Origin of the sequence: Parafilimonas sp. (assembly GCF_051953455.1) — a bacterium.
In the GTDB taxonomy this organism is placed as follows: Bacteria; Bacteroidota; Bacteroidia; order Chitinophagales; family Chitinophagaceae; genus Parafilimonas.
On the sequence record NZ_JBQCIT010000055.1, the window covers coordinates 115713 to 141943 of the forward strand.

The window sequence follows — 26231 nt, forward strand, 5'->3', positions numbered from 1 at the left end:
TTTAATAAGCTTCATCATCAAGGCCAATTATTGTAAAGACGACAGGGTTGTAGTAACTTAAATCAAGAATACGTCTATCGCAAACAAACCCTGAAAGAATATTGGCCATGCAGATTATTTTTTTAAAATTACTCAAATCACACAACTTTCTTCCAGTTCAGCCTTACGGAGTTTATGGCCAGCACCACATCGCTTAAGCCCATTACCAACGCCCCGAATGTTGGCGTTAAAAAACCAAACGCAGCCACCGGAATAGCAACAACATTATATAAAAATGCCCAGAATAAATTTTGCTTGATGGTAATGTAAGTATGTTTCCCTAAACCTAATGATAACGGTAAATTTTTCAACCCGTTATTCATTAAAACCACCTGTGCGCTTTGCACGGCAATGTGTGAGGCATCGCTTAATGATATACCCACAGATGCCTTTGCCAATGCCGGTGCATCATTAATGCCATCGCCCACCATTGCAGTGGGTGCAATGGCATTCAGTTTTGCAACGCATTCTGATTTTTGTTCCGGCGTTTGCTCTGCAATCACTTCATCAATGCCTAATTGAGCTCCCACGGCTTCGGTTTTATCTTTCCCGTCACCGCTTAATAAAATTGTTTTTATATTTTTTGAATGCAGCATTGCAATTACATCTTTCGCTTCCTGTCTTATTTCATCAGCTACATCAATCCATCCTATGAGTTCATTATTGCGAATGATATAAACATTATGCGAAGCGTCGTTTGTTAAATGCTTTGCTGTATTATAAGAACCTGCAATATAGGTGCTGCCATTAAGCCCGGCTGCCTTCATACCTAAACCTTTCACTTCATCAATATTGCTCCACTTTATCTCATTAGGTGTTTTCCATAATGCACTTATGCTTTTTGCAATAGGATGATTGGAGAATTTTTCCAGCGAATAGGCTATGCGTTTGCCCTGTTCCTCATCAATGAAAAATTTATACCTGGTAATGGTGAATTTACCGGTTGTGAGCGTGCCGGTTTTATCAAATATTACCTGTCGAATATTGTTAAACACTTCCAGGCTTCTTGCATTTTTAAACAATACACCGTTGCGTGCTGCCCTGCCCAGGCCCACAGCAATGGCTGCGGGCGTGGCCAAACCCATTGCGCAAGGGCAGGCAATAACCAATACGGCGATGCTTCTTAATAAACTTGCACTTGCTGCGTGATTGCCTAAAAAATAATTGGCTAAAAATGTAATAACGGCAATGCTTAAAACCACGGGCACGAATACAGCGCTTATTTTATCAGCAAGCTGTTGCACAGGTGGCTTTTCTGTTTGCGCATCCCGCACCATTCTTAAAATGTTACTCAATACAGTGTCTTTGCCAACGGCTGTAATCTTTGCTTTGAGCGTTCCGCTTTCAACAGAGCTTCCGCCAATTAATTTATCATGAAGGTTCTTCTCCACAGGTACACTTTCACCAGTAAGCAAAGCTTCGTTTACACTCGCTTCGCCCCAGGTAATAAGAGCATCCATTGGCACAGGTTCTCCTGTTTTTATTAATACAGTATCGCCCACTTTAAGCTGCGTGTTTTCTATATGAATGGTCTGTTCCTGCCCGCTTTCATCCCGCACAATTTTATTAGCCATTGTTTTTTGGGTAATGGCGAGCTTTTTAAGAGCTGACTGTGTTGTTTGAACAGATTTATCTTCCAGCCAGTTGCCCATAAAAACAAGTGTGATAATAGTGGCCGTGGTTTCATAAAACATAAACTGTCCAGGCTGCCCTGTTATCGTGCCATATAAGCTATAAGCGAATGATGCAATGGAACCAATGGAAACCAATACATCCATGTTCGGTACGCCGCCCAGCAAGCTCCTTATGCCGCTTTTACCAAAATATAACATGCCCACAATGAAAACCGGCAACGTCAATCCTAATTGCACATATTCATTCATTAAAAAAGATATATGCACGCCAAGCATGTGCAGGAATAGAGGCGCTGCAAATACGAGGCAGAAAATAAAACGCCGGAAATTATTGCCAAGCAATTTTTTGGACTTGTCTTCATGCATATGCATGTGATCATGTTCTTCATGCATATGGTGATGCTCTTCAGGCACCACTTCGTAACCCAGGCGTTCTATGCCCCTTTTTATTTTTTCTTTCGGGATGCTGGCATCTTTATCAAAGCTCACGTCTCCGCCTATAAAATTCACCTTTATATTTTGCAAGCCTTCCTTTTCGAGGTATTTATTAATGGACAGGGCGCAATTGGTGCAGCTCATCCCCTTTATTTTCATGTTCACTGTTTCCATACAAAAATTTATATAAGCACTTATACATTGCAAAATTACCAAGCTTGCTTTTCATCATAAAAAATATAAAATCAACCATGTTGCATTTTGAAGTTGGATAAAGGGCCGGCACTTGCATTTTACAAGTTGTATAAAGTAAACCGTTGGCAAACGAATGCAGGGTAATGGAAAGAGATTGTATTACAAGAAGCTGCATGAATTATTCACGATGCAGCCTTGCTGACAAATCTTTAAAAATCCATTCAACATTTTCACCGGTATCTACAATTGAATTTAGCGCTTAGGTGTTGCGCATCCTGCAGAAAGGCTTGTTTAGCCCTTTGGATTTTGAAAAACTATCGTAATCGTGCCAGTTTGTACAGCAGTTCCTTTATTGAATTTAAGCTGGTATGCACGTTTTACGGCAATGCTGTTTAAATCGGCAAAGGGGCTGCCGGGTTTAACTTTTGCGTTGGTAACAGTGCCGTTTTCATCCACAGTAACATCCACAGAAACTTTACCGCCGTATTTATACTGGTCCTGGAAACGTGCCCCGCCAGCCAGCCGCCTGCCCTGCAGGCCCCTGCTTATGCTTATACCAGCGCTGCCGGTTCCGCCATTGCCGGTGTAGCTGTCGCTGTTTACATTGCCGTTAGCTTTACCCTGGTCGCCTTTGCCGCCGGCAATACCCTGGTTACTGCTTTTGGTATAACTGTCCGCATTATTGCCGCCACTGTTTTTGCTGCTGCCACCTGCATATACAGCCTTTGGTTTGGGTGGCGCCGGTGTTGGGTTTGTGACCGGTTTTGTTGCGGCCTTTTTAACAGGGTTGTTAACCTTTGCAACTTCCTTTTTCTTTTCGGGTTTGGGGGAAGTATGAATTACGGGTGCATCTTTTTCATCGTTGTCAGCTACTTCAGCCTGTGTTTCCGCTTCGGCCTGCTGCGATGGCGGCGGGTTATAATTGGTTTGCTGTTCTTCTGCCGGTGGGCCGGGAATCTGGGGCGGCACATCACCAAGGCCTTGATCACTGTTGCCGAGGTTTACTTCCACCCCTGTATCAGCAACCGGCTTTTGCATAACCGGCACCGACCAGCGCCATAAAACAAACAGCAAAAATAAAATGACAATTATACCAGCCGTATAAGCTAACGCCCTGATATTTTTATTTCTTTCAAAATTTAATTCTGCAATAGTTGTATGCATGTAACAAATTTATTTACAGTAAGCTTAAGCCCTTGTTATAAAGATGCTAACAGTATGTGGATTACGCAGGCCATTAATTGCTTTGATAACGCATAAATGCCCGATGAATTTTATGCTGCCTGTTAATTTTGCAGTGTAAAATTCTCTATCTACTATTCTACCTGCATTTATAAATAAAAAATTGTGAGGTCTTTATAAATGATGAGATAGTTTTGCGGCCAATATTTTTATATGCACATAAGATATAGCCAGTTTAAAGCCATGCTTGCTATTTCAAAAGCGAGTTTCCGGTCGATGCTCAGGAGCCCTTCCACGGTAATTTTCAGCATAGTATTTCCATTGGTGTTTATACTGGTGTTTGGGTTTATTGGTGGAAACAATGGCATTTCACTGGATGTGGCTTTAAATAAAAATGCAGATACATCGAATATTATTTATACGTCTATAAAAAACATTGGTAGTATTCATATTGTGCAGGAAGATAGCCTGTTGTTAAAAGAAGACCTTGAAAAGGGAAACATTACCGCCATTGTCAACATCGTTAAAAATACTTCTGAAAACCCTGAATATATAATTGAGTTGAAAAGCTCTGAAGCGGTAAACCCGCAGAATATCCAGGTGCTGCAGTCGATACTTAAAAATATCATCAGTAATATCAATGCAGAAAAATACCCGCAGGCCGAAACAATAGCCGCCGTAAGTAACACAATTGAAAAAATTCCCGGCCGTGAATACCGCCGCATAGATTTTATTTTGCCGGGCCAGTTAGGTTTTTCCCTTTTAAGCGCCGGTGTATTTGGTGTAGCTTTTTCCTTTTTTAATTTAAGACAGCAGCTTATTTTAAAACGCTTCTTTGCAACACCTATACGCCGCACCTTTATTGTTTTGGGGGAAACGCTTAGCCGGGTAATTTTTCAAATGATGACCGCCATTATTATTATAGGATTGGGCGTTTTTGCTTTTAAATTCACACTGGTAAAAGGGTTTATAACTTTTATGGAGATCATGCTGCTAAGCTTTATCTCACTTGTTGTTTTTATGGGTTTTGGGTTTATTGTAAGCAGTGTGGCCAAAAATGAAAGCGCTATTCCGCCGTTTGCCAATATGTTTACCTTGCCGCAGTTTTTGCTGGCGGGCACATTTTTCCCGATAAGTGTTTTCCCAAAATGGCTGCAGGTTTTTTGCAATATTCTGCCGCTTACGCATTTTAATAATGCCATGCGCAATATATCTTTTGAAGGGGCAAGCTTTATTAGTTGCTGGCCCGATATAGGGGTTCTTTTATTGTGGGGTATTTTAATTTATGCGGCTGCCATTAAAGTGTTCCGTTGGGAATAAATGGTGCCGGTATTGATTTAATAGCCGCCGCTGTTATAGTCTGAATGGCCGTTGCCGCAGGAGTGCCCTGAACCATTTTGGTCACCAGATTGTGAAGAAGTATTCGTGGTAGTTGTAGTAGTTGTTGTATTAGTGCGGGAAATCTTGGCTGGAGTTTTTACGTCTTTGGAACAACTGGTTGCAGCCAGGAAAAAAATAGACAGCAGGCAAATTGTAGATGTTTTTTTCATAGTAGTAAATTTTAATTATTCATAATAGAAACGGGCGGATTAAAAGAAAGGTTGCCAAGGTTTAATCTTTGTGCCGGTTGAAAAAATATTTTCAAGTGATGGTAACGGGCTGATGGTTATAATTTTTTTATATAAAAATTCGATTTAATAAAATCTGAAACTTTCTAACAGGAAATTATGAGAAATGAAGACACTACAGGCGCTGCGTCATCTGTTGTTATTGAACCAACCGAAACCCAAAACTATGTTATACCGCTGCGTTACCGGCAAATGGAAAACCTGCACATCGTTTTCTGGCTGTTTAAAGACATAAGCTGGTGCCTTATATGGAAACCGCTCGGGATTATCATGATAGTGCCCACCTTTATTATATCGCTGGTAATTGCCTGGAGAACGCGGCAGTATATGTCTGAATTATGCCATAACATTGCCATCAGCGTTTGGATTGCCGCCAACAGTTACTGGATGATCAGCGAGTTTTTTGAATTTGATTCAAAAATTGTTGTAGGCGAAATAACCTATAAGCATCTTGCCTTAATACCATTTTTTACCGGCGTGCTCATTCTTGCCTATTATTATATTTACTGGAAGCCGCTGCATAAAAATGAACCGGAGACAATGTAGCTGCTTTAAATTGGCAGGTGTTTAAACTTGTTATTAATAATATATGCCGATTACATTCGGCGTAATTATTTTGAGTCGATATTATCCGCAATGTTAATAGCAGCAGGTTTTATCTCCTTTGGAATAAAACTGCGGTTTACAAGTTCGTTGATTGGTATCTGCTTTTTCAGGAATCCAAGCTTTATGCCCATGTCTTCAATGCTTTGCAGGTCTTCGTCGGTAGGGTTTAAACTTATATATTTTACACGTTCAGGAGAGGAGGTAAGCACATAATTCAGCACCTTTTCGTTTTGATGAAAATAAGGCGCTACAAGCTTTGCCGCTGAAGCACGGTTGTTTTCAGCCCAAAGGCCAGATGCGGCTATACCGCTTACCAGGTCTTTTACCACATCAGGATTACTTTTTATGAGGTCTTCATGCACCACCAGCGCGCAGGAAATAAAATTGGGCCATATATCCCTTGAATAATAAAGAATGCGGCCGGTGCCGTCAAGCTCTGCCTTGGCGCAAAAAGGTTCGCCCACAAAGTAGGCATCAATGGCGCCGGCTGCCAAAGAGGTTGGCATATCAGGCGGCGGAAGAATGATAAAAGTAATATCGTCTTTTTTCATTCCATAATCTTCCATCAGCTTATGAATAACAAAATTCTGGTTACTGAAAAAGCTGGGCAGCGCCAGTTTCTTTCCTTTCAAATCCTTCAGGCTCCTGATAGGGCCGTTTTTGGCTACCACAATTTCAGAGCCATCACGGTGGCCGAGATAGCATATCTGAACGGGCACCCCCTGTTCACGCAGCTTCATTGCCAGCGGCACAATCATAAAAGTTGCCTGTATCTGCTTGGCCTCCATGGCGCTTACCACCGTAGGAAAATCGGTGAACAGCCTCGAATTAAAATTGGTATTGGTTGTGGTATTTTTTGAAGCAAAATCTGTAACCGGACAGGTAAGATGGCAGGTTACCGGCAGAAAACCTACGGTAAGTTCCCGCGTTGCTTTTTTATTGCCGCCTTCATGAATCACATTGTCAGCAGTTGCCATATTATTATCGCTACTGTTGTTATTGCTGCGTTCCCACGGTTTGAAGCGGAGAACCGCAAGGCTGATAACTGTAAAACATGCTATGGCAATAAGCCGTGTTGCTTTTGATTTCATATTAAATTAAAAATTACCTGCACGGTTAAATAAAATTAATTGATTTTTTATTTTGTCTTTTTGTAAGCATACAATTAAGACGCCTGCCCGTTCACAAAATCTTTAAAGGAAGAGCCGGCAACTTAACCAATTTTCCTGTGAATAAAGATAACATAAAAGCGTAAATAGGCCACAGGACGGGTTGCTTTGCAGAGTTGATTTACTTAAGTCAATGCAACCAGCAGGAACTTTTGTGTTAGTGCGCCGGGTAATCGGTATAAATTTATATTGCATAATCTTACAGCAGAAAGATTAGTTTTATCGAAGAAATCCAAAACAAACATCGAATGTATAACCCCCGATTTTTTTTATGCCTGCTCGCATTCATGGTTTTTTATATAACATCATCAGCACAGGAAAAGAACAAAGTTGTGCCGGAAAAATGTGGCGCCATGCAGCGGCTTGAAATAAAATTTCAGAACAACCCCGCATTCAAAAAACGATTTGAACAAAAGCGCGAAGCTTTTAATGGTGCCGTTAAAAGCGGTTATTACAAATTGCTTAAAAGCCGCAGCAGGCTTGAATCTGTCGCTACTATCCCGGTGGTGTTTCATATTGTATTAAAAAACCCGGACGCTGTAACGGATGAACAAATAAGGCAACAGCTTGATGTATTGAACAAAGATTTTGCGGGCATGAATGCAGATTCCACCAACATTCCTTCTTACTTTAAATCGCTGTACGGAAAATCGAATATTCAATTTTGCCTGGCGCAGCGTACACCAACGGGCGACAATACCAGCGGCATTGAGCGTATTGTTACCACAAAGAATTCGTTCGGCACCAATGATGGTGTAAAATATGCTTCATCGGGCGGCGCCAATATTTGGGATGATGATAAATATTTCAATGTATGGATTTGCGTTTTATCCAACAGTGTGTTGGGCTATGCTACTTTTCCTGAAGACAGTTCGGTTGATGCGGAAGGCGTGGTTATAGATTATCGCAGCCTGCCCGGTGGTTCTTATGCTGTGTACAATGGTGGCAAAACATTAACGCACGAAACAGGTCATTACTTTAATCTTTACCATATATGGGGCGATGATAAAGGCGCCTGCACCGGCACAGATTACATTGATGATACGCCCAACCAGGCAGATGCCAGTTCAGGCTGTTATACAGGCGTCATAATTGATAACTGCACTACGGGTGGCAATGGTATTATGTATCAGAATTATATGGATTACAGTAACGATGATTGCCTTGTTTTGTTTACAACAGAACAGGTTGAACGCATGGAAGACGCCGTATTGGCGTACCGTTCTTCACTCTTAACTTCCGATGGTTGCCAGCCGCCTGTGCAATATGCCTACAATGCAGCACTGCAATCAATTGATGCACCGGCAGCAAGAATATGCAGCAGCAGCTTAACGCCTGCCGTTACTATACAAAATGCAGGTACGCAGGTATTAACCAGCTTAAACATAACTGTATTAATTGATGGTAAAAGCAGTTCAACCTATAGCTGGAATGGTGCATTGGCACATAATGCAACTGCACAGGTGCAATTGAATGATTTAACAATAGCAGATGGCATTCACACCATTGCTGTTTATACTTCAGGCCCTAACAATAAACCCGATGAGGTGACGGATAATGATACGCTTACATCTGCTTTTCAATACTATTCAGCCGTGGCAACCGTTTCGGAAGGTTTTGAAAACACAACATTCCCGCCAACGGCCTGGGATATTGTAAACCCTGACGGTTATATTACATGGCGCCGCACTACCAATGCAGCAAGATCGGGCAATGCCAGCGTTATGATCAATAATTTTAATTATAACGCCAACGATCAAAAAGATTACCTGCGTTTTCCTGATATCAATATTGCTGATGTGGATTCTGCCTTTCTTTCGTTTTATGTTGCGGCTGCAACTTATACAGATATTAATACAGCTAACAATGTCTGGGATACGCTGGAAGTGCTTGTAAGCAAAGATTGCGGCGCAACTTATACCAGCATTTATAAAAAATATGGAAGCGACCTTGTAACAAGAACAACGCCAACAACCACCGAATTTGTACCTACTTCATCTGAATGGCGTAAAGACTCTATCAATCTCGCAGATTATATAAACGCGGGCAACATTATGTTAGCTTTCAGGAACACGGAAGAATATGAAAATAATATTTATTTGGATGATGTTAATCTCAGAACAGTTACTATCAATCCAAATTTAAAGGCGCAGGGTTTTTTGGTAACGCCCAACCCGGCCACCCACAACGTGGCAGTACAGTTTTATCCGCCGCCATCTAATCTTAAGGCGATAGTTGTATATAGCATGATGGGACAAAAAATCATCCAGGTTAATATAAACGGCGAAGCCGGCACTTATTATGATATTGATCTCAGCCGCTGCGCCGCAGGCATGTATATTGTACAAGCAATCTTCTCAGATAAGGTGTTGACGAAGAAGATTATCAAATTATAATTTTCAGTAAGCGATTCAAGAACGCAAAGTGCTAAGTTGGCTAGGCATAAAATAAATAACTTAACTATTGCTATAAATCAAATACAATTTACAACTCAATGGCCCGGTATTTCTATTTAGTTAAAACTGCTTTTATTACGGCTTTATTTTTAATTTCAGAAGTTTCATTTGCACAAACTTTTAATCAAGCTGCTAACAATGCTTTTATTGTTTCAAGAATGGTTGATAAACTGCATGTACAACCCAGGGATTTAAATGATAGTTTATCCGGGGATTTTTTTAACCAGTTCCTGAAACAGCTCGATGAAGAACATGTCTACTTTAATAAAGAAGACATTCAGCAATTGGCTGTATATCGTTTGCAACTTGATGATGAGGTAAAACAAAAGCGATCGGTTTTTCTGACACTGGTTAAAAATCTATATTCCAAAAGATTGCAGCAAGCCGATACTATTATTGATGCAGTAAGCAGGCAGCCTTTTGATTTTTCCAAACCGGAAAAATTTACACTTGCTGAGGACACATCGTATCCAGCCAGTGTTGTCGCCATGCATAGTAAATTGTACAAAAAAATCAAGCTTGAAACATTATATCACCTTCTTGATATAAATGACGAATTGAGTGAAAATGATAAGAAAAAATACAGGTATGAATTTGATAGTGCAGCCATTGATCTTCAGAAGAAAACCATATCGGCCTATAAAAGAAACATACTAAGAATTATGCAATCTCCCGGCGGGTTGGATCAGTTTATTGCAAACAATTATTGTAGTGCGCTTGCTTGTTGCTACGATCCGCATACAGAATTTTTTCCTTTAACCGAAGCCGAGAATTTTGCGGGTGAATTGGGCAGCCAGTCTTTCCGTTTTGGTTTTGCCATAAAAGATAATGCCGGTGGTGGCGTAATAATTAATGAGCTTGAGCCTGGCAGTTCCGCCTTTAAAAGCGGTATGCTAAATAAAGGCGATAAATTTCAAATCTTACAATGGGAAAAACAGAGCGCCATTGACGTGTCTGATGCAAGCGCTGTTGAAATCAGCCGTATTCTTTCACAAAGCAATCACGACAGGCTAACAATAACTGTTAAAAAGGCGGACGGAAGTTTAAGGACGTTGACATTAGTGAAGACACCGGTTGATCCCGATGACGACGCCAAAGTAAAAAGCTTTATACTGAAAGGCAATAAAACTTTTGGTTACATTTCACTGCCGGCATTTTACAATGATGGTGATGAAACGATGACTGGCAGCGGTTGTGCCAATGATGTAGCGAAAGAAATCATAAAGCTTAAAAAAGAAAACATCAGCGGTTTAATATTAGACCTGCGTTATAATGGCGGTGGTTCTGTGCATGAAGCTGCAGAACTTGCCGGTATTTTCATTGATGCCGGCCCTGTGGCCCAGATCAAGAGTAGCTATGAAGAAAAAATATTTACATTAAAAGATGTAAACCGGGGCACTATATATGATGGGCCGCTGATCGTTTTGGTTAATGGTTACAGCGCATCTGCATCAGAAATGCTGGCGGCCGCCCTGCAGGACTATAACCGTGCGTTGATTGTAGGTTCGCCAACGTTTGGCAAAGCTACAGGGCAGCTTGTATTGCCGCTTGATACTTCAATAAACATACGTGAATATGCCGGTGATAAAAAGACAGATTATTATCTTAAGCTCACCACTATTAAACTGTATAGGGTAAATGGAACCACTGCACAATTTAACGGCGTAAAACCAGATATTATTTTGCCTGATTTTTTGCAGGCCAGGGCGGAACGTGAAGCAAGCGAACCCTTTGCTTTACCACCAACTATTATTGATGCCAATAAATATTACAGGCCATATGCTGCTTTACAGGTTGATACCTTAAAAACGGTGGCGGCGCAGGATATGGATACGATGTCTTATTTCAAACGGCTGGCTGCATATATTCAAAAATACAGGGAGGAAATTAAGCCTGCCGATGTTTCGCTTAACTGGGCAGATGCGATAGCTTTAAACAAAAAAGATCCTGCTGCACAGCCTGCTGTTGGCAATGATTATTCAAACAATTATACAATCAGTAATAATGCTTATGATATGGAAAAACTGAAAGTGGACGCGTCTTCCGGAGATTTAAATGAATCTTTTAAAAAGTTTTTGTTGCACGATCCTTATATTAAAATCACTTTCGATGTGCTTGAAGTAATGAACAAATAAACTGCCTGGAATTTTTACGCCATTTCAAAAAAATGTATTTATTTGCTGTGCTTTTTTAACTGCTTATTCAAATCAAATATACAATGAAACGCAAATTTACCCTCCCCTTGCAAACAGGCTTTGCTATAGCCTTATTGCTCCTGTTTTCTTTTCAACTTACTGCCCAGGACATTGATAACCCCGGTGGTTACATGACTGCTATTTCCAGTGCGGAACGGGTTATGAGTAAAACATACCTTGACTATATAAGCGCTGTAGCACACAGCGGCAAAGCGAGAAAAGTAGAAAAGAAGCGGCAACAAACGCTTGAAAGCATACAGAATTGCAAGTACAAAATTTCAGACCTGCCATATTATAAAGGCGATAATTCCCTGCGCAAAAGCAGCATGGAATATATTGACATGTGCTATAAGGTTTTTAATGAAGACTATGCCCATATTGTGAACATGGAAGAGATTGCAGACCAGAGCATTGATGGAATGCAGTTTTATATTTTAACCATGGAGAAAACAAATGAAAAACTGCATGACGCGTTTGCAAAAGTGGAACAAGCCCAGAAAGATTTTGCTGCAAAATATAACGTTACTATTGTAGATACTAAAGACCGGCTGTCTGATAATATGGAAATCACTTCAAAGGTTAATCATTACAAAGACCAGTTGTATCTCATATTCTTTAAATGCAATTGGCAGGATGAACAAATAACAAAAGCCATCAATGCAAAAAAATTAACTGGGATTGAAGAATCCAGGAATGCACTGGCTGCTTACGCCAAAGAAGGATTGCTTGCATTAGACAGCCTGGATAATTTTGACGGTGATCACTCACTTGCACAGAGCTGCAGACAGGCTTTGATGTTTTATCAAAAACATGCTGAGGTTGATTTGCCCAGGGTTACGGACTTCTTTTTGAAAGAAGAAGCCTTTAATAAATTAAAAAAATCAATGGATATCAAAGGCCAGGATAATTTAACCAAACAGGATGTGGATGCATACAATAAGGCTGTAAAAGATTATAATGCCACTATTAATGAATACAATCAGCTAAATAATAATGTGAACACTTCAAAAAGCCAGATGATTAATAACTGGAACAATGCCAATATGCAATTTATGGATGCACACATTCCACGTGTATAAACCACTTTAAACTCGTTCAATAAAAAACCTGTTGTGCTTGCCGCAACGGGTTTTTTATTGCCGGTTTGAAATTTGTTGTTTGAACATTGCATTCAGTTTCCCTGTTTATATTTGAATAAGTAAATTCCTTGCTATGAAAAAAATCAGCCTGTTCATTCTTTTTACAATAACTGCTGCCTCGTTCTTATCTGCCCAGCAAACTTATCAGCAGGAACAAAAGATGAATGCTTTTGTGAAAGACCTTATAGGCAAAATGACACTGGACGAAAAGATAGGCCAGCTTAACCTTGTTACGCCCGGAGGTGCTGTTACGGGATCAGTGGTTAGCACTGATGTAGATAGTAAAATCCGTAACGGGCAGGTTGGCGGATTGTTTGGTATAAACGGCCCGGATCAAATCCGTAAGGCTCAGGACATCGCGGTAAAAAATTCACGCCTTAAAATCCCGCTGATGTTTGGTTTGGATGTTATTCATGGCCATCGTACCATATTCCCCATTCCACTCGGTTTATCCTGTTCATGGGATATGCCGCTGATTGAACAAAGTGCACGCATTGCGGCAACAGAAGCTGCAGCTGATGGTTTAAACTGGGTGTATTCACCAATGGTTGATATAGCCCGTGATCCGCGCTGGGGGCGCATTGCGGAAGGTTCGGGTGAAGATCCTTATCTCGGTTCAAAAATCGCCGCTGCCATGGTGCGTGGCTACCAGGGAAAAGACATGGCAGCAAAGGATGCCGTAATGGCTTGTGTAAAACATTATGCATTATATGGCGCTGCAGAGGCAGGCCGGGATTATAATACGGTTGATATGAGCCGTATAAGAATGTATCAATATTATCTGCCACCTTACAAAGCGGCCGTTGATGCAGGCGTTGGCAGTGTGATGAGCTCTTTTAATGAAGTAGATGGTATTCCCGCCACCGGTAATACATTTTTATTGACTGATGTGTTGCGCAACCAGTGGGGCTTTAAAGGTTTTGTGGTGAGTGATTATACTTCAGTAAGTGAAATGATTAATCATGGCGTTGGTGATCTGCAGCAGGTATCGGCACAATCGTTAAAAGCCGGTTTGGATATGGATATGGTAGCGGAAGGGTTTTTAACCACATTAAAAAAATCATTGCAGGAAGGTAAGGTTACACAAAAAGAAATTGATGATGCCTGCAGAAGGGTGCTTGAGGCAAAATATAAAATGGGTTTGTTTAATGATCCCTATAATCATTGTGATGAAACGCTTGCAAAAACAGCCATTCTTACTGATGCCAACAGGCTGGCCGTGCGTAATGCAGCGGAACATTCTTTTGTATTGCTAAAGAACGCGAATAATGTTTTGCCTTTAAAAAAATCCGGAACAATTGCTTTGATTGGGCCGCTGGCAGATAATCAACGTAATATGCTCGGCACATGGAATATACGCGGCGAATACAATGAAGATATTACAGTAATGCAGGGCATTAAGAATATTGCCGGCAGCGATGTAAATGTGTTGTATGCAAAAGGCGCCAACATAAGCGATGATTCTATGATCGTTAAAAACATCAATGATTTTGCACCGGAAATTGATGTTGATACAAGAACGCCGCAGCAAATGATTGATGAAGCAGTTACTACAGCCAAGAAAGCAGATGTTGTTGTGGCCTGCCTCGGTGAAGCTGCAGACTTTACAGGAGAAGCGGCCAGCATGACTGATATCAGTTTACAGCAAAGCCAGAAAAATTTATTAGCCGCACTCATTGCAACAGGCAAGCCGGTTGTGATTGTATTATTTAATGGAAGACCAATGACATTAACCTGGGAAGATAAAAATGCCGCTGCTATTTTAGATGTTTGGTTTCCCGGCACCGAAGCCGGCAATGCCATTGCCAATGTGTTGTTTGGCAACTATAATCCTTCGGGAAAACTTACTACTACCTTTCCGCAGAATGTTGGCCAGATTCCGCTTTACTATAATCACAAAAACACAGGCAGGCCCTTAAATCCGGGCGATGGCCATAAATTCAAATCTGATTATTTGGATGTAAGCAACGATCCTTTATATCCGTTTGGTTATGGCTTAAGCTATGCAAGTTTCAGCTATAGCGATCCTGTTTTAAGTAAAACCAACATTAGCGGAACAGAAGGGTTGACGGTAACTGTTAACGTAAGCAATACAGGTAATTATGATGGTGAAGAAGTTGTGCAATTGTATTTGCATGATAAAGTAGCCAGCATTACACCGGCTGTAAAAGAGTTGAAAGGATTTCAGAAAATATTTTTGAAAAAAGGCGAAAGCAAACAGGTAGTATTCAATATTAATCATAGTGACCTGATGTTTTATGATTCAGATTTAAAACTCATTGCAGAGCCCGGCGAATTTGAAGTGATGACAGGGCCAAATTCAAGAGATGTAAAAAAAGTATCTTTCTGGCTGAAGTAAATGTTTGAAGTTTGAAATATAAAGTTTAAAGTTGGGCAGCAAGTAATGAATGAAAACGGGTTATTGGAGAACAGGTAGCAGTAATAAAATTCATCAAAAAATTTACAGGTATATGAATGAAGGAAATATATTAACGATAGATATTGGCGGATCGCACATCAAAGCTATTTTATTAAATAAGGAAGGGGAGCCTGTTTCAGAATATGTAAAAATACCAACGCCGCAACCTTCTACACCCACTAATATATTAGATGGTATTAAAGAGCTGGTAAAGGGCCTTAAAGAATATGATAAAATAGCTGTAGGATTTCCCGGTTATATTAAAAATGGTGTTGTTAAAACGGCGCCCAATCTTGGCACTGATGACTGGAAAGATTTTGACCTGCAGAATTTTCTCGGCAAACTCCTGCGAAAGCCCGCCAGGGTAGTGAACGATGCAGACCTCCAGGGGGTAGGTATTGTAAGTGGCAAAGGCCTTGAAATGGTAATAACGCTGGGCACGGGCTTTGGTACTGCCCTGCTGCTTGATGGTAAGTTACTGCCACATTTTGAAATTGCACACCACCCTGTAAAAACCGATAAAGATTATGATGAGTATGTTGGAGAAAAAGCCTACAATCAAAAAGGAAAAGAACAATGGAACCGCAGGATGGAAAAAGTATTTAAGATTTTAAAAACAGTATTTAATTATGATCGCTTGTATATAAGTGGCGGCAATGCCAGGAACTTAACCATGCCGCTGGATGATAATATGATTATCGCCAATAACAAAGAGGGCATTAGGGGAGGAGCGAGGCTGTGGAAAGATGATAAATGATTCCTGCTAATCAAGAAAAATATTACGGTTTAGAAAATCATTCCTGAATTTTCCTTTAGTATCATATTCTTTAACCAGGCTTTTAAACGCATCCATTTTTTCATACCTGTTTTGTAACTGGATGCCTGTCATCGAAAATAATTTTCCCCAATGAGGCTTTGCATTATAGGTTGCTAAAGTTGCTTCAATTAAAGGCAATAACTTTTGTACTGCGGGCCAGTTTTGTTTCCAGGTAAAATGGATAGCCGTGGAGTTTTGTTTATAGCAAGGGCTAAGCCAGAGTTCATCTGCTGCAATACTCCTTATTTCTGAAATCAATAAATGGGGGCTTATTTTATCAGTAAGCTTCTGAACCGCCATGATGGCATCAACGGCATGTTCATCCGCCACAAAATATTCTGATTGCAATTCTTCGCCACTGCTTGGTGTAAAACCCATTTTAAAATGCGGCAAACGATCATGCCATGCGCCGGTTACACCCATTTGTTCTGTACAATGCACTGCTGAAATTGATGCAATAGGATGCAGGTTTTGTGTTGCAGGTATTGCATCAAAAAATGCTTTCATACTTGCCTCTTGCTCACTCAATTTCTGTTTTACCCAAACTTCATTTATATCATTTGTCCAGTCGGTAAACAGGCTTACACTGTAACCGGCGCCCATAATAGCTTTAAAATTTTCTTTCATTGTATTAAAAGAGAGATGCTCAAAAACAAATTGCCGCATATTATAGGTTGGTTCTGCCTGCAGAGCGATGCTTGTTATAATACCGGCTGCGCCAAGGTTTACTACAAGCCCGTTAAACTTTTCACCGTCTTTTTCTTTTGATAAATGATGAAGCCCGCCTTCTGCATCAATAAATTCAAAGGCCGTAACAGCGGCTGATAAATTTTTATTATGAATTCCTGATCCATGTGTTGCCGTAATACAGGCGCCCGCAACTGAAATATGCGGCAACGAAGCAAGGTTGTGCAGCGCCAATCCTTTGCTGTTGATCAATGGCGCCAATTCTCCATATTTCATGCCAGCCTGCATTGTAACTGTACGGTTGGTTTCATCAATGTGCAACAGTTTATTCATCGGCAATAATGAAATAAAATTATGCCGGCTGTCGGCAATGGTATTAAAGCAGTGCCTGGTGCCTAAGGCTTTAATATTCGTATGTTTTGCGATAATATCCTGCGCTTCATTTACGGAAGTAGCCTCGTATAATTTATTGCTGTTGTAAGTAACATTGCCTGCCCAGTTTTTGAGCAGATTGTGAGATGTTTCCATTAAATGCAGAGTTATACAAAATAACCTTATCACGATATTTGCGTTGCATATTTCTCACAAATTCCAATTGAATAAAAAATTATATTCATTCGATAAAATCAATTTTTGCAAATGCATAAACCATTATTAACTGTTATTACGGGCAGGCCTGCATCAGGAAAAACTACCCTGGCACACCGGCTTTCACAGGAAATAAATTGTCCTGTTATTTCAAGGGATGCGCTTAAAGAAGGATATATAAATACTATCGGCGATACGCATAACAAGCCGGGTAACGAAGCGGACTGGCATATTTATAACACGTTTTTTGAAGTAATAGGTTTTCTCATTTCGAAAAATATATCATTCATTGCTGAGGCTGCTTTTCAACATAAGTCGTGGGAAGAAAAGCTTTTGAATTTTTCTCATAGGGCTGCTATAAAAATAATTATCTGCGAAGCACCTCTTGGTATAACCCGGCAACGCTTTCAACAAAGACTCGCAGATGATTCTTCAAGAGAAAAGTTTCACAACGACAGGTTTGTAAATGAAGAAGGAGAACTGAAGGTGTTGCTTACAGATGAATATAAACCGGTTAATATAAACCTGCCGACTTTAAAAGTTGATACCAAAGAAGGATATGATCCGGGGTTGAAAGAGATCATTAATTTTATCAGGTTATAGGTAGCTGAATAAAACAAAGTATGCATTCAGTAATAATAACGAATGCCTGCGAAAATTGAAATACGTCCCGATATTTGTACTGTATATTTCCCGGGTAAAATTTGAGTATAGAATTATGCAGAATCGATAAATACAAACAATTCCTGCCAATGCCTGCATCTGAAAAAACAGTTTTATTTACGCTTAACTGCAATGGAAAGTTGCTCGTTATTGATGAGCCTGTAATAATGGGTATCATGAATATTACGCCTGATTCTTTTTATGCAGGAAGCCGTGTACAAACAGAAGATAAAATATTACAAACGGCTTCGGAAATGATTGCAGCAGGTGCTGCTATATTGGATATGGGCGGGCAAAGCACAAGGCCGGGCAGTACAAGATTATCAGCAACAGAAGAGGAGGAAAGGTTGTTGCCCGCTATTGAGTTAATTCATAAAAATTTTCCTGATATTATTATTTCCGCCGATACCTACCATGCTTCTGTTACGGAAACAGTGATTGAAGCAGGCGCTTCCATTATTAATGATATAAGCGGTGGAATGATGGATGATAACATGTTGGCAACGGTTGGAAAATTCCCGGTGCCTTATATCTGCATGCATATGCAGGGCAGGCCGGAAACCATGCAGGTGAATCCTGTTTATGAGGATGTGGTGCAGGAAGTGCTGGATTTTTTTATTCGTCAAACAGAAAAATGCCGGCAGCATAACATTAAAGATGTGATCATTGACCCGGGATTTGGTTTTGGCAAAACCATCAGCCATAATTTTCAGCTATTAAAAAACCTTACTGTTTTCAAAATGCTTGACAGGCCTGTGCTTGCAGGCCTGTCAAGAAAAGGAGCTATTTATAAAACATTGAATGTTACAGCAGAGGATGCATTGAATGGAACGACAGCGGTAAACATGATCGCTTTATTGAACGGCGCATCCATTTTACGCGTACACGATGTAAAAGAAGCCGCAGAAGCTATAAAATTATTTGAAGCATACAATAATGCTGAAGCAGCATTGCAGCAAGCTTAAGCAACTTTGAGTTTATTAAGCTTGCTTTTTTCAAATTTGGTAGCAGCATATTCAAGCGTTACATGCAGGTCTTTTTTATTACTGCCGGGCAGCTCAAACATGGCATCAGTAAGAATATGCTCGCAAATACTTCTTAAACCTCTTGCCCCCAGCTTAAATTCAAGCGCTTTTTGCACCATGAAATCAAGCGCATCCAAATCAATTGTAAGTTTTATGCCTTCCATTTCAAACAACCTGGTATATTGTTTTATCAGGCTGTTTTTAGGTTCAGTAAGAATAGCACGCAATGTTTCTGCATCCAGGGGGTTGAGGTAAGTAATGATAGGCAGGCGGCCTAATAATTCGGGTATTAAACCAAAAGAGCGAATATCCTGCGCATTTACAAACTGCAATAAATTCTTACGCTGGTCTTCCTGCTCATCTTTATTTACATTAAACCCAATGGCATTTGTATTAATGCGGCGAGCAATTATTTTATCAACGCCGTCAAAAGCCCCGCCGCAAATGAAGAGGATATTGGTGGTGTTTACTTTTATCATTTTTTGTTCAGGATGTTTCCTGCCGCCTTGTGGGGGAACAAGCACTTCTGTGCCTTCCAGCATTTTCAGTAAGCCCTGCTGCACGCCTTCGCCGCTTACATCGCGGGTTATAGAAGGATTATCGCCTTTGCGTGCTATTTTATCAATTTCATCTATAAAAACAATTCCTTTTTCGGCAGCGGCAACATCGTAATTGCATGCCTGCAATAAACGTGTAAGCATGCTTTCCACATCTTCACCCACATAACCGGCTTCAGTAAACACTGTGGCATCAACTATGGCAAAAGGAACATTTAAAAGTTTGGCTATTGTTTTGGCAAGAAGCGTTTTACCTGTGCCGGTTTCGCCAACCATAATGATGTTGCTCTTTTCAATTTCAACATCATCCTGCTGCTGTTTGCGGGTAATTCTTTTATAATGATTGTAAACGGCTACCGACAAGATCTTTTTGGCATCATCCTGCCCGATTACATATTGATCGAGATAATTCTTTATTTCTAATGGTTTGCGGATATTGAATTTATATTGCGTAGTGCGGGTTTCGTCCCTTACCTGCAATTCCTGCATAATTATTTCCTGAGCATGCTCAACACAGTTCTCACAAATATGCCCTTCCTGGCCGGCGATAAGAATCTTCACTTCATCACGGCTGCGGCCACAAAAAGAACAATGCAGGTTTGACTGTTTTGCCATCGTAATAAAAATAAATAAAAATTTGATTAAAAAAGAAAGCAAAGGTAAAACGTATTTATTAAACCTTTGCTTTATTATATCCTAATAATTGAGCTTATAGTTTCTCAACTATTTCATCTGCAATGCCGTATTCAACTGCCTCTTTGGCATCCATCCAGTAATCGCGGTCAAAATCTTTTATAATCCGGTCAAAAGATTTGCCTGTATTTTTTGCCAGGATGTTTGCACTTATTTCCTTGGTGCGCTGCATTTGTTTTGCATGAATTTCAATATCGGCGCTTGTTGCCTGGAAATAACCGCCAATGCTTGGCTGGTGGATCATTACTTCCCCGTGGGGGTATATATATCTTTTACCTTTAACGCCACCGCTCAATAAGATGGAGCCCATGCTGGCAGCAAGGCCCATACAGATGGTGCTTACGGGCGATTGGATCATTTGCATGGTATCGTATATAACCATGCCGCTTGTAACCACTCCACCGGGGCTGTTGATATAAAATTTTATTTCCTTGCCGGGTTTATCAGCATCCAGCAGTAACAGTTTGCTTACAACATCGCGGGCAGATTTATCTTCTACCGCGCCCCAGAGGTAAACAGACCTGTTCTTCAAAAACAGTTGCTCCATTTTTTTCATGAGGTAAGAAGATTGTTCCGGCTTTTCTTCTTTCTGCGGTTCGTCTTCGTCTTCATTCAATCTTAATGGGCTTATATTTTTCAAATTGATCATATTATTTAATTTGATATGGTTATTTGATTGCTTGTAAATTTTCTTTCTAAACTATTTTTTTTCCTTTCTTGGATTTGTTACCAGTACTTCATCCACCACACCATAGGCCTTGCTTTCATCAGCAGTCATCCAGAAATCGCGGTCACAATCTTCTTCTACTTTTTTAATGTCTTTTTCTGTATGATGGGCGATGATGGCGTATAATTCGTGCTTTATTTTTTGAATTTCTTTTGCGGTGATTGCAATATCGGTTGCCTGCCCGCCAATAGCGCCAAAGGGCTGATGCAGCATAATCCGGCTATGTTTCAATGCGCTGCGCTTTCCTTTTACGCCGGCGCACATTAAGATGGCACCCATACTGGCAGCCATGCCCGTGCATATAGTGGAAACATCGGGGCTTACAAATTGCATGGTATCGTAAATGCCAAGCCCGGCATACACACTGCCGCCGGGGCTGTTGATATACATTTGAATATCCCTTGTGCGGTCTGTGCTGTCTAAAAACAACAATTGTGCGGTTACAATATTGGCTACATAATCATCAATCGGCTCACCCAGGAATATAATGCGGTCCATCATCAGACGGCTGAAAACGTCCATGCTGGCAACGTTCAGCGGGCGTTCTTCAATTATATAAGGTGTAAGATTAGTGATTGTGTGCTGCTTAAATCCATGAATTGTGTTTGAACTTATTCCCCTGTGCTTAACTGCGTATTTTTCAAATTCCTTTCCAAAATCCATAATTATTATTTTAAAGCGTTGAAGATAAATAGAATCGATATTGAACCAAATTCTGTGCAAAATAAAAATTGAGACAAAAGGGCAGAAAATTTAAGAAAATTTGATGTGATATTAAAAAATACTATACCTTTGCGCCGCTGATTGATATTTAAGGAACAAATTAGACTAATTACATACTGTTTTAGCCCCATTAGCAAGTAACAATTGATCGAAAAAAAATTCTGAAAAGCAAATTATCGAAAGTCCAATTAATCATTATTCTGAAAAGCCGAATTTTCCAGGGGGATAGCTATATCTAAGAACAAAGCAACCGACTGTTCCAAACACAATCAGAATGTATTGTCATCAATATCTATTAATAAATGAACGCCCCGAAAGTGTCCTATTTATTGCTGGCGCTATGCATTGCTGCGTCATGCAAAAAAGAAACCCAACCCCTTAAAACTGAAACTTCCGGCACTGCTGCAGAATTATATTCTTCGCAGGCAGTACTGCAAACAACCCATGGCCTGCTTGTTGCCAAAGGAGGATTTGACGCTACAGCAGAGCAGCTTGATTATGCAGATATTAAGCTCACGCGTCTTAATATTTTTCTTTCTGAAAAAACAAAGAGCGGAGTTATTGACAAGTATTTGAAAAACGGGTACCATGTACAGGTAAATCTAAACTGGGCAAACGTAGCTTTTGGCCCCCAGCCATTTCCCACCAACATCGAAAATGTAAAAAAGAGAGCGGAGGAATTTTTTAAATATTATGCCCCTCAAAAAGACCAGATACCTGTGGTGGTTGTGGAAAATGAATGGGATAATATTCTTTATCACAAAGGCAGTATAGACCATTACCTGAATGAGCTTGCTGCCATTACAGAAGTAGGCCATAAATACGGTTTTAAAATTGCCGATGCGGGCATAACTTCCACCGGCCTGCGCAGGTGGGCTTATACCCAATTTTCTGAGGAAGAAGCAGCCGAATGGTTTGAACAATATTGGGTGGGGGGCAAATTGGATAATTTTAATTTGCTTATAAAAACCGTAAACTATTATACGGCATCAATCCGCAATATTCCCATTGATTACCTTAATGTGCACTGGTATAATATTGACGGCTGTTTTGATGGTTTTGACAAATGCACGGAAGCTTACAAAAAAGCGGCTAACAAAACCAGCCTTATATGCAACGAATTTGGCATTAAATTAAACTCGGAAGAATTATTTGATGCAACCGTGAATGAATTAAGCGGCAAGGTGGCTTATGCAATTGCCTACAGCGGTACAGGCACAGGTGATGGAAAATCGGCCGTGCGGATAACAGAACGAATGCTGGAAGGTTTAAGAAAATAAAAGATGTAATAAAGAACTTTCTTCACACGAGGGCAGTTCTTTATAAATACAGTAATAAAATATAATCGCACAGCGCAAATTATATTTGCGCAAAATTGTGCAATGGAAAGTAAGAAAGTTAGTGAAAGTGTAACTGTAATGAACGAATTGGTATTGCCAAACGATACCAATGTTTTTGGAAATTTGATGGGGGGAAGGTTAATGTACTGGATGGATATTGCCGCTGCAATGACTGCCAGTAAACATTGCAACGCGCCCTGCATGACGGTAAGCGTGGATAATATCAGTTTTAAAAATCCAATTAAACTTGGCAATGTGGTGCATATTGAAGCAAGAATTACACGGGCATTTCATACTTCAATGGAAATACATTTAATGGTTTGGGGAGAAGATAACCTGCATCAATACAGGTATGAAAGCAATGAAGCCTATTTTACATTTGTTGCACTTGACCCTAACAACAAGCCAAGGGAGGTGCCTGCTGTTTTACCGGAAAGCGAACAGGAAAAATCCTTGTACGACGGGGCTTTGAGGCGCAGGCAGCTTCGCCTGATATTAAGCGGTAAAATGAAACCCAATGATGCCAACGAATTAAAAGCGTTCTTAAATAGCTGATACAAAAAAGCAGGTTGTAAACCTGCTTTTTTTATTTAAATAGCTTTATTAATTCACCAATGTGCCAACATTCAATCCTTCTACTACTTTTAACAGGTTGCCCGGTTTATTCATGTCAAAAACAATAATGGGAAGGTTATTTTCCATGCAAAGTGTAAAGGCCGTCATATCCATTACTTTCAGGTTTTTTAAAATGCATTCCTGATAGGTAATGGTTTCATATTTGATTGCCGTGATATCTTTTTCCGGATCTGCGGTATAAATGCCATCCACACGCGTGCCCTTTAAAATTACATCGGCCTTAATTTCCAATGCCCTTAAAGAGCCGGCTGTGTCTGTAGTAAAATATGGATTTCCTGTGCCAGCAGCAAAAATTACAACACGCCCTTTTTCGAGGTGGCGAATAGCCCGGCGGCGAATATAAGGCTCTGCCACCTGTTCCATTTTTATAGCACTTAAAAGACGGGTATCAACGCCTATACGCTCAAGCATGGCCTGCATTGCCATGCCGTTAATGCTTGTAGCCAGCATTCCCATATAATCACCATGAGCGCGTTCAATGCCGGTTTCAATTTCATTAGCGCCGCGGTAAATGTTGCCGCCGCCAATTACAAGCGCCACCTGCACCCCAAGATCAGTAATGGTCCTGATTTCATTTGCATATTGCTCAATTACCGGCGCATTAAAGGGTTCAAAGCCATCAGTGCCATTTCCCATTAAAGATTCTCCGGAAAGTTTCAATACGATTCTTTTGTATCTTGGTAACATGCGGTTAATTTCAGATTTGATTATGAATGGCTGCAAAATAAGCGAAAAGTCAAATAGAAAAATCCCTGTTTGCAGGCTGGCAGGAAAATTTGAAAAAACAATTAAAAGCTGTTTGAATTATTTGGTTAAGATTGTTTATGAATAATACTAAATAATGCATTAATGAAAGATACCTTGTACTATAGCGATTACCTGCATCTTGATAAAATATTAGGGAGCCAGCAGCCGGAAAGCTTTAAAGAAGGTAATTACCCGGCGCACGATGAAATGCTTTTCATTATTATACACCAGGCTTATGAGTTGTGGTTTAAACAAATTTTATTTGAGCTTGATTATGTATTGAAAATATTCAGCAAAGAAATTATTAATGATAATTCCGAAGACCTTAACCTCGTATTGCACCGTTTGCGGCGCATTATAAAGATCCTGGAATTATTAAACCAGCAGGTAAGTATCCTGGATACGATGACGCCGCTTGATTTTTTGGAGTTCAGGAATTTGCTCACGCCTTCTTCCGGTTTTCAGAGTGCGCAGTTCCGGCTGATAGAATCGGTGCTGGGTTTGCAATTGGAAAACCGTCATCAGAAAGATTATTACAAGCGCGTAAATGAAGGTGGTTTTACGCAGGAAGATTATGCACGTATCACAGAAAAAGAACAACACCAAAACCTTTTGAAACTTATTAACCGCTGGCTGGAAAGAATGCCATTTTTTGAAGAACTATTCTGGAAAAATTATACACCGCTTTCCGCAGAAAGTGCAACAGAACATGTATTCTGGAATGATTACAGGTATATTTATAAAACCGGATTAACACAAAGGGAAGCCAATAAAATCATTGATTTTGATTACGTTTTCTTGAACATTATTCCTGAAGGTGTTACGCCCGAAGCGCTCAGTAATTGGAGAAGCAGTTTTTCTGCACAGGCTTTACGAGCTGCTTTGTTTATTATGCTGTACAGGGATTTTCCGGTATTCCAGACATCTTATCAAATACTCGACGCATTAATTGAAATTGATCATTTAATGAGCAACTGGCGGCATAAACATTTAATAATGGTGCGCCGCATGATTGGCATGCGGGTGGGCACGGGTAATACATCAGGCTCCGGTTACCTGGAAGGCGCATTAAACAAACACTATGTTTACAAGGATATTTCGGGCCTTTCAACCTATTTAATTGAAAGAAGAAATTTGCCCAGGCTGCCTGAAGAACTCATAAAACACCTGAGCTTTAATGTATAGGTTTTATTGCCCTTATTACTTCCCGCTTTCCGGGCGGGCCTTTTAATTTTTGTACAATAAAACCGGAAGCTTTCATTGCCCTTTGTACGGCGCCTTTGCTGCAATAGGTTACCAAAATTCCATTGTTATGCAGTATGTCAAACATTTCTTTAAACATTGCATTTGTCCATAATTCCGGCTGTGCATTGGGGTCAAAGGCATCAAAGTAAATAAGGTTGAATTGTTGTGTGGTATTGAAATCCAGTATATCAATATTTGTTTTTATAAAAGAAAAATATTCATTCAAACTAATTACTTCATTCCATGTTGCATGATGAATGGCTGATAAACGCACATTGTTATCTTCCAAAAGATTATCATAATTCAAACCCTCGGCTTCCTGTTTTGTTAGCGGGTATAATTCCACAGTATGATAAAAAATCTTTTGTTTTAATAATATTGCCTGCTGCCAAGTGAGCAATGCATTTAAGCCTGTGCCCAGGCCCATTTCAAAAACACTGATGGTTTTATTTGCATCAGCATAATTATTTATAAAATATTTCAGCCCGCTGTTAATAAAAATATGCCGGCTTTCCTGCAATGCACCATGCGTGCTGTGATAAGTAATTTTTTTTGAAGGAATAACCACGGTATGAGAGCCGTCTTCTGTAGTTTTTATAAGCCGCATATTATTCACTTCATAAAAATATTTCGCAGAAAAGATAACATCTGTTAGATTTAACATTCTTTTTAACTAATTAATTCAA

Annotated in this window: 22 protein-coding genes; 12 read left to right on the plus strand and 10 right to left on the minus strand. The window is 40.1% G+C overall.

Annotated features, from left to right (window positions below; all coding sequences use genetic code 11):
• Positions 1-137: 137 nt before the first annotated feature.
• Both ACTHN6_RS19795 and ACTHN6_RS19800 read right to left on the minus strand, forming a co-directional pair.
• Positions 138-2282: a heavy metal translocating P-type ATPase gene (locus tag ACTHN6_RS19795; RefSeq protein ID WP_440437512.1), complete on the minus strand. Its 2145-nt coding sequence runs from the start codon at positions 2280-2282 to the stop codon at positions 138-140.
• A gap of 312 nt (positions 2283-2594) precedes the next feature.
• Positions 2595-3467 carry an energy transducer TonB family protein gene (locus ACTHN6_RS19800; protein ID WP_440437513.1) on the minus strand — a complete coding sequence of 291 codons (873 nt, stop codon included), beginning with the start codon at positions 3465-3467 and terminating at the stop codon, positions 2595-2597.
• A gap of 231 nt (positions 3468-3698) precedes the next feature.
• On the opposite strand from ACTHN6_RS19800, the gene ACTHN6_RS19805 reads away from it, so the two are divergent.
• Positions 3699-4805: an ABC transporter permease gene (locus ACTHN6_RS19805; protein ID WP_440437514.1), complete on the plus strand. Its 1107-nt coding sequence runs from the start codon at positions 3699-3701 to the stop codon at positions 4803-4805.
• 17 nt (positions 4806-4822) lie between these two features.
• On the opposite strand, the gene ACTHN6_RS19810 is transcribed toward ACTHN6_RS19805, so the two are convergent.
• Positions 4823-5035, minus strand: a complete 213-nt coding sequence (locus ACTHN6_RS19810; RefSeq protein WP_440437515.1) for a hypothetical protein — start codon at positions 5033-5035, stop codon at positions 4823-4825.
• 177 nt (positions 5036-5212) lie between these two features.
• Here ACTHN6_RS19810 and ACTHN6_RS19815 point away from each other — a divergent pair, with 177 nt between their 5' ends.
• A complete protein-coding gene (locus ACTHN6_RS19815; RefSeq protein WP_440437516.1) occupies positions 5213-5659 on the plus strand; it encodes a hypothetical protein in 447 nt (148 codons plus the stop codon).
• A 65-nt stretch (positions 5660-5724) separates the two neighbouring features.
• Here ACTHN6_RS19815 and ACTHN6_RS19820 read toward each other — a convergent pair whose 3' ends face one another.
• Complete coding sequence (locus tag ACTHN6_RS19820; RefSeq protein WP_440437517.1) at positions 5725-6810, minus strand: ABC transporter substrate-binding protein; 1086 nt, start codon at positions 6808-6810, stop codon at positions 5725-5727.
• Positions 6811-7136: 326 nt separating this feature from the next.
• Here ACTHN6_RS19820 and ACTHN6_RS19825 point away from each other — a divergent pair, with 326 nt between their 5' ends.
• From ACTHN6_RS19825 to ACTHN6_RS19845, 5 genes are all read left to right on the plus strand, one after another.
• Entirely contained in the window at positions 7137-9284 is a 2148-nt protein-coding gene (locus ACTHN6_RS19825; RefSeq protein WP_440437518.1) for a M43 family zinc metalloprotease, read from the plus strand.
• Between the two features lie 98 nt (positions 9285-9382).
• Positions 9383-11479: a S41 family peptidase gene (locus ACTHN6_RS19830; RefSeq protein WP_440437519.1), complete on the plus strand. Its 2097-nt coding sequence runs from the start codon at positions 9383-9385 to the stop codon at positions 11477-11479.
• A gap of 83 nt (positions 11480-11562) precedes the next feature.
• Positions 11563-12618 carry an LIC11966 family surface protein gene (locus ACTHN6_RS19835; protein WP_440437520.1) on the plus strand — a complete coding sequence of 352 codons (1056 nt, stop codon included), beginning with the start codon at positions 11563-11565 and terminating at the stop codon, positions 12616-12618.
• A gap of 133 nt (positions 12619-12751) precedes the next feature.
• Positions 12752-15037, plus strand: a complete 2286-nt coding sequence (gene bglX / locus ACTHN6_RS19840; protein WP_440437521.1) for a beta-glucosidase BglX — start codon at positions 12752-12754, stop codon at positions 15035-15037.
• A 112-nt stretch (positions 15038-15149) separates the two neighbouring features.
• On the plus strand, positions 15150-15854 hold the full coding sequence (locus ACTHN6_RS19845; RefSeq protein WP_440437522.1) for an ROK family protein: 705 nt from the start codon (positions 15150-15152) through the stop codon (positions 15852-15854).
• Between the two features lie 6 nt (positions 15855-15860).
• Here the strand turns inward: ACTHN6_RS19845 and ACTHN6_RS19850 are convergent, their stop codons facing one another.
• Positions 15861-17129: a D-arabinono-1,4-lactone oxidase gene (locus tag ACTHN6_RS19850; RefSeq protein WP_440437523.1), complete on the minus strand. Its 1269-nt coding sequence runs from the start codon at positions 17127-17129 to the stop codon at positions 15861-15863.
• Between the two features lie 111 nt (positions 17130-17240).
• Here ACTHN6_RS19850 and ACTHN6_RS19855 point away from each other — a divergent pair, with 111 nt between their 5' ends.
• Entirely contained in the window at positions 17241-17792 is a 552-nt protein-coding gene (locus ACTHN6_RS19855; RefSeq protein ID WP_440437524.1) for an AAA family ATPase, read from the plus strand.
• A 149-nt stretch (positions 17793-17941) separates the two neighbouring features.
• A complete protein-coding gene (folP, locus tag ACTHN6_RS19860) occupies positions 17942-18817 on the plus strand; it encodes a dihydropteroate synthase (protein WP_440437525.1) in 876 nt (291 codons plus the stop codon).
• On the opposite strand, the gene clpX is transcribed toward folP, so the two are convergent.
• From clpX to ACTHN6_RS19875, 3 genes are all read right to left on the minus strand, one after another.
• Positions 18814-20049 carry an ATP-dependent Clp protease ATP-binding subunit ClpX gene (gene clpX, locus ACTHN6_RS19865; protein ID WP_440437526.1) on the minus strand — a complete coding sequence of 412 codons (1236 nt, stop codon included), beginning with the start codon at positions 20047-20049 and terminating at the stop codon, positions 18814-18816. The two genes, folP and clpX, sit on opposite strands and share 4 nt — an antisense overlap.
• Before the next feature lie 94 nt (positions 20050-20143).
• Positions 20144-20776, minus strand: a complete 633-nt coding sequence (locus tag ACTHN6_RS19870; protein ID WP_440437527.1) for a ClpP family protease — start codon at positions 20774-20776, stop codon at positions 20144-20146.
• 51 nt (positions 20777-20827) lie between these two features.
• Positions 20828-21517: a ClpP family protease gene (locus ACTHN6_RS19875; RefSeq protein ID WP_440437528.1), complete on the minus strand. Its 690-nt coding sequence runs from the start codon at positions 21515-21517 to the stop codon at positions 20828-20830.
• Between the two features lie 362 nt (positions 21518-21879).
• Here ACTHN6_RS19875 and ACTHN6_RS19880 point away from each other — a divergent pair, with 362 nt between their 5' ends.
• Together ACTHN6_RS19880 and ACTHN6_RS19885 are read left to right on the plus strand one after the other, a co-directional pair.
• Positions 21880-22857: a hypothetical protein gene (locus ACTHN6_RS19880; RefSeq protein WP_440437529.1), complete on the plus strand. Its 978-nt coding sequence runs from the start codon at positions 21880-21882 to the stop codon at positions 22855-22857.
• A gap of 102 nt (positions 22858-22959) precedes the next feature.
• The gene (locus tag ACTHN6_RS19885) at positions 22960-23472 is read left to right on the plus strand and encodes an acyl-CoA thioesterase (RefSeq protein ID WP_440437530.1); all 513 of its coding nucleotides are present in this window, start codon (positions 22960-22962) and stop codon (positions 23470-23472) included.
• 48 nt (positions 23473-23520) lie between these two features.
• Here ACTHN6_RS19885 and pyrH read toward each other — a convergent pair whose 3' ends face one another.
• The gene (gene pyrH, locus ACTHN6_RS19890; protein ID WP_440437531.1) at positions 23521-24240 is read right to left on the minus strand and encodes a UMP kinase; all 720 of its coding nucleotides are present in this window, start codon (positions 24238-24240) and stop codon (positions 23521-23523) included.
• A 162-nt stretch (positions 24241-24402) separates the two neighbouring features.
• On the opposite strand from pyrH, the gene ACTHN6_RS19895 reads away from it, so the two are divergent.
• Complete coding sequence (locus ACTHN6_RS19895; protein ID WP_440437532.1) at positions 24403-25485, plus strand: tryptophan 2,3-dioxygenase family protein; 1083 nt, start codon at positions 24403-24405, stop codon at positions 25483-25485.
• Here the strand turns inward: ACTHN6_RS19895 and mnmD are convergent.
• Complete coding sequence (gene mnmD / locus ACTHN6_RS19900) at positions 25475-26209, minus strand: tRNA (5-methylaminomethyl-2-thiouridine)(34)-methyltransferase MnmD (RefSeq protein WP_440437533.1); 735 nt, start codon at positions 26207-26209, stop codon at positions 25475-25477. The genes ACTHN6_RS19895 and mnmD overlap by 11 nt on opposite strands.
• Between the last annotated feature and the right edge of the window lie 22 nt (positions 26210-26231).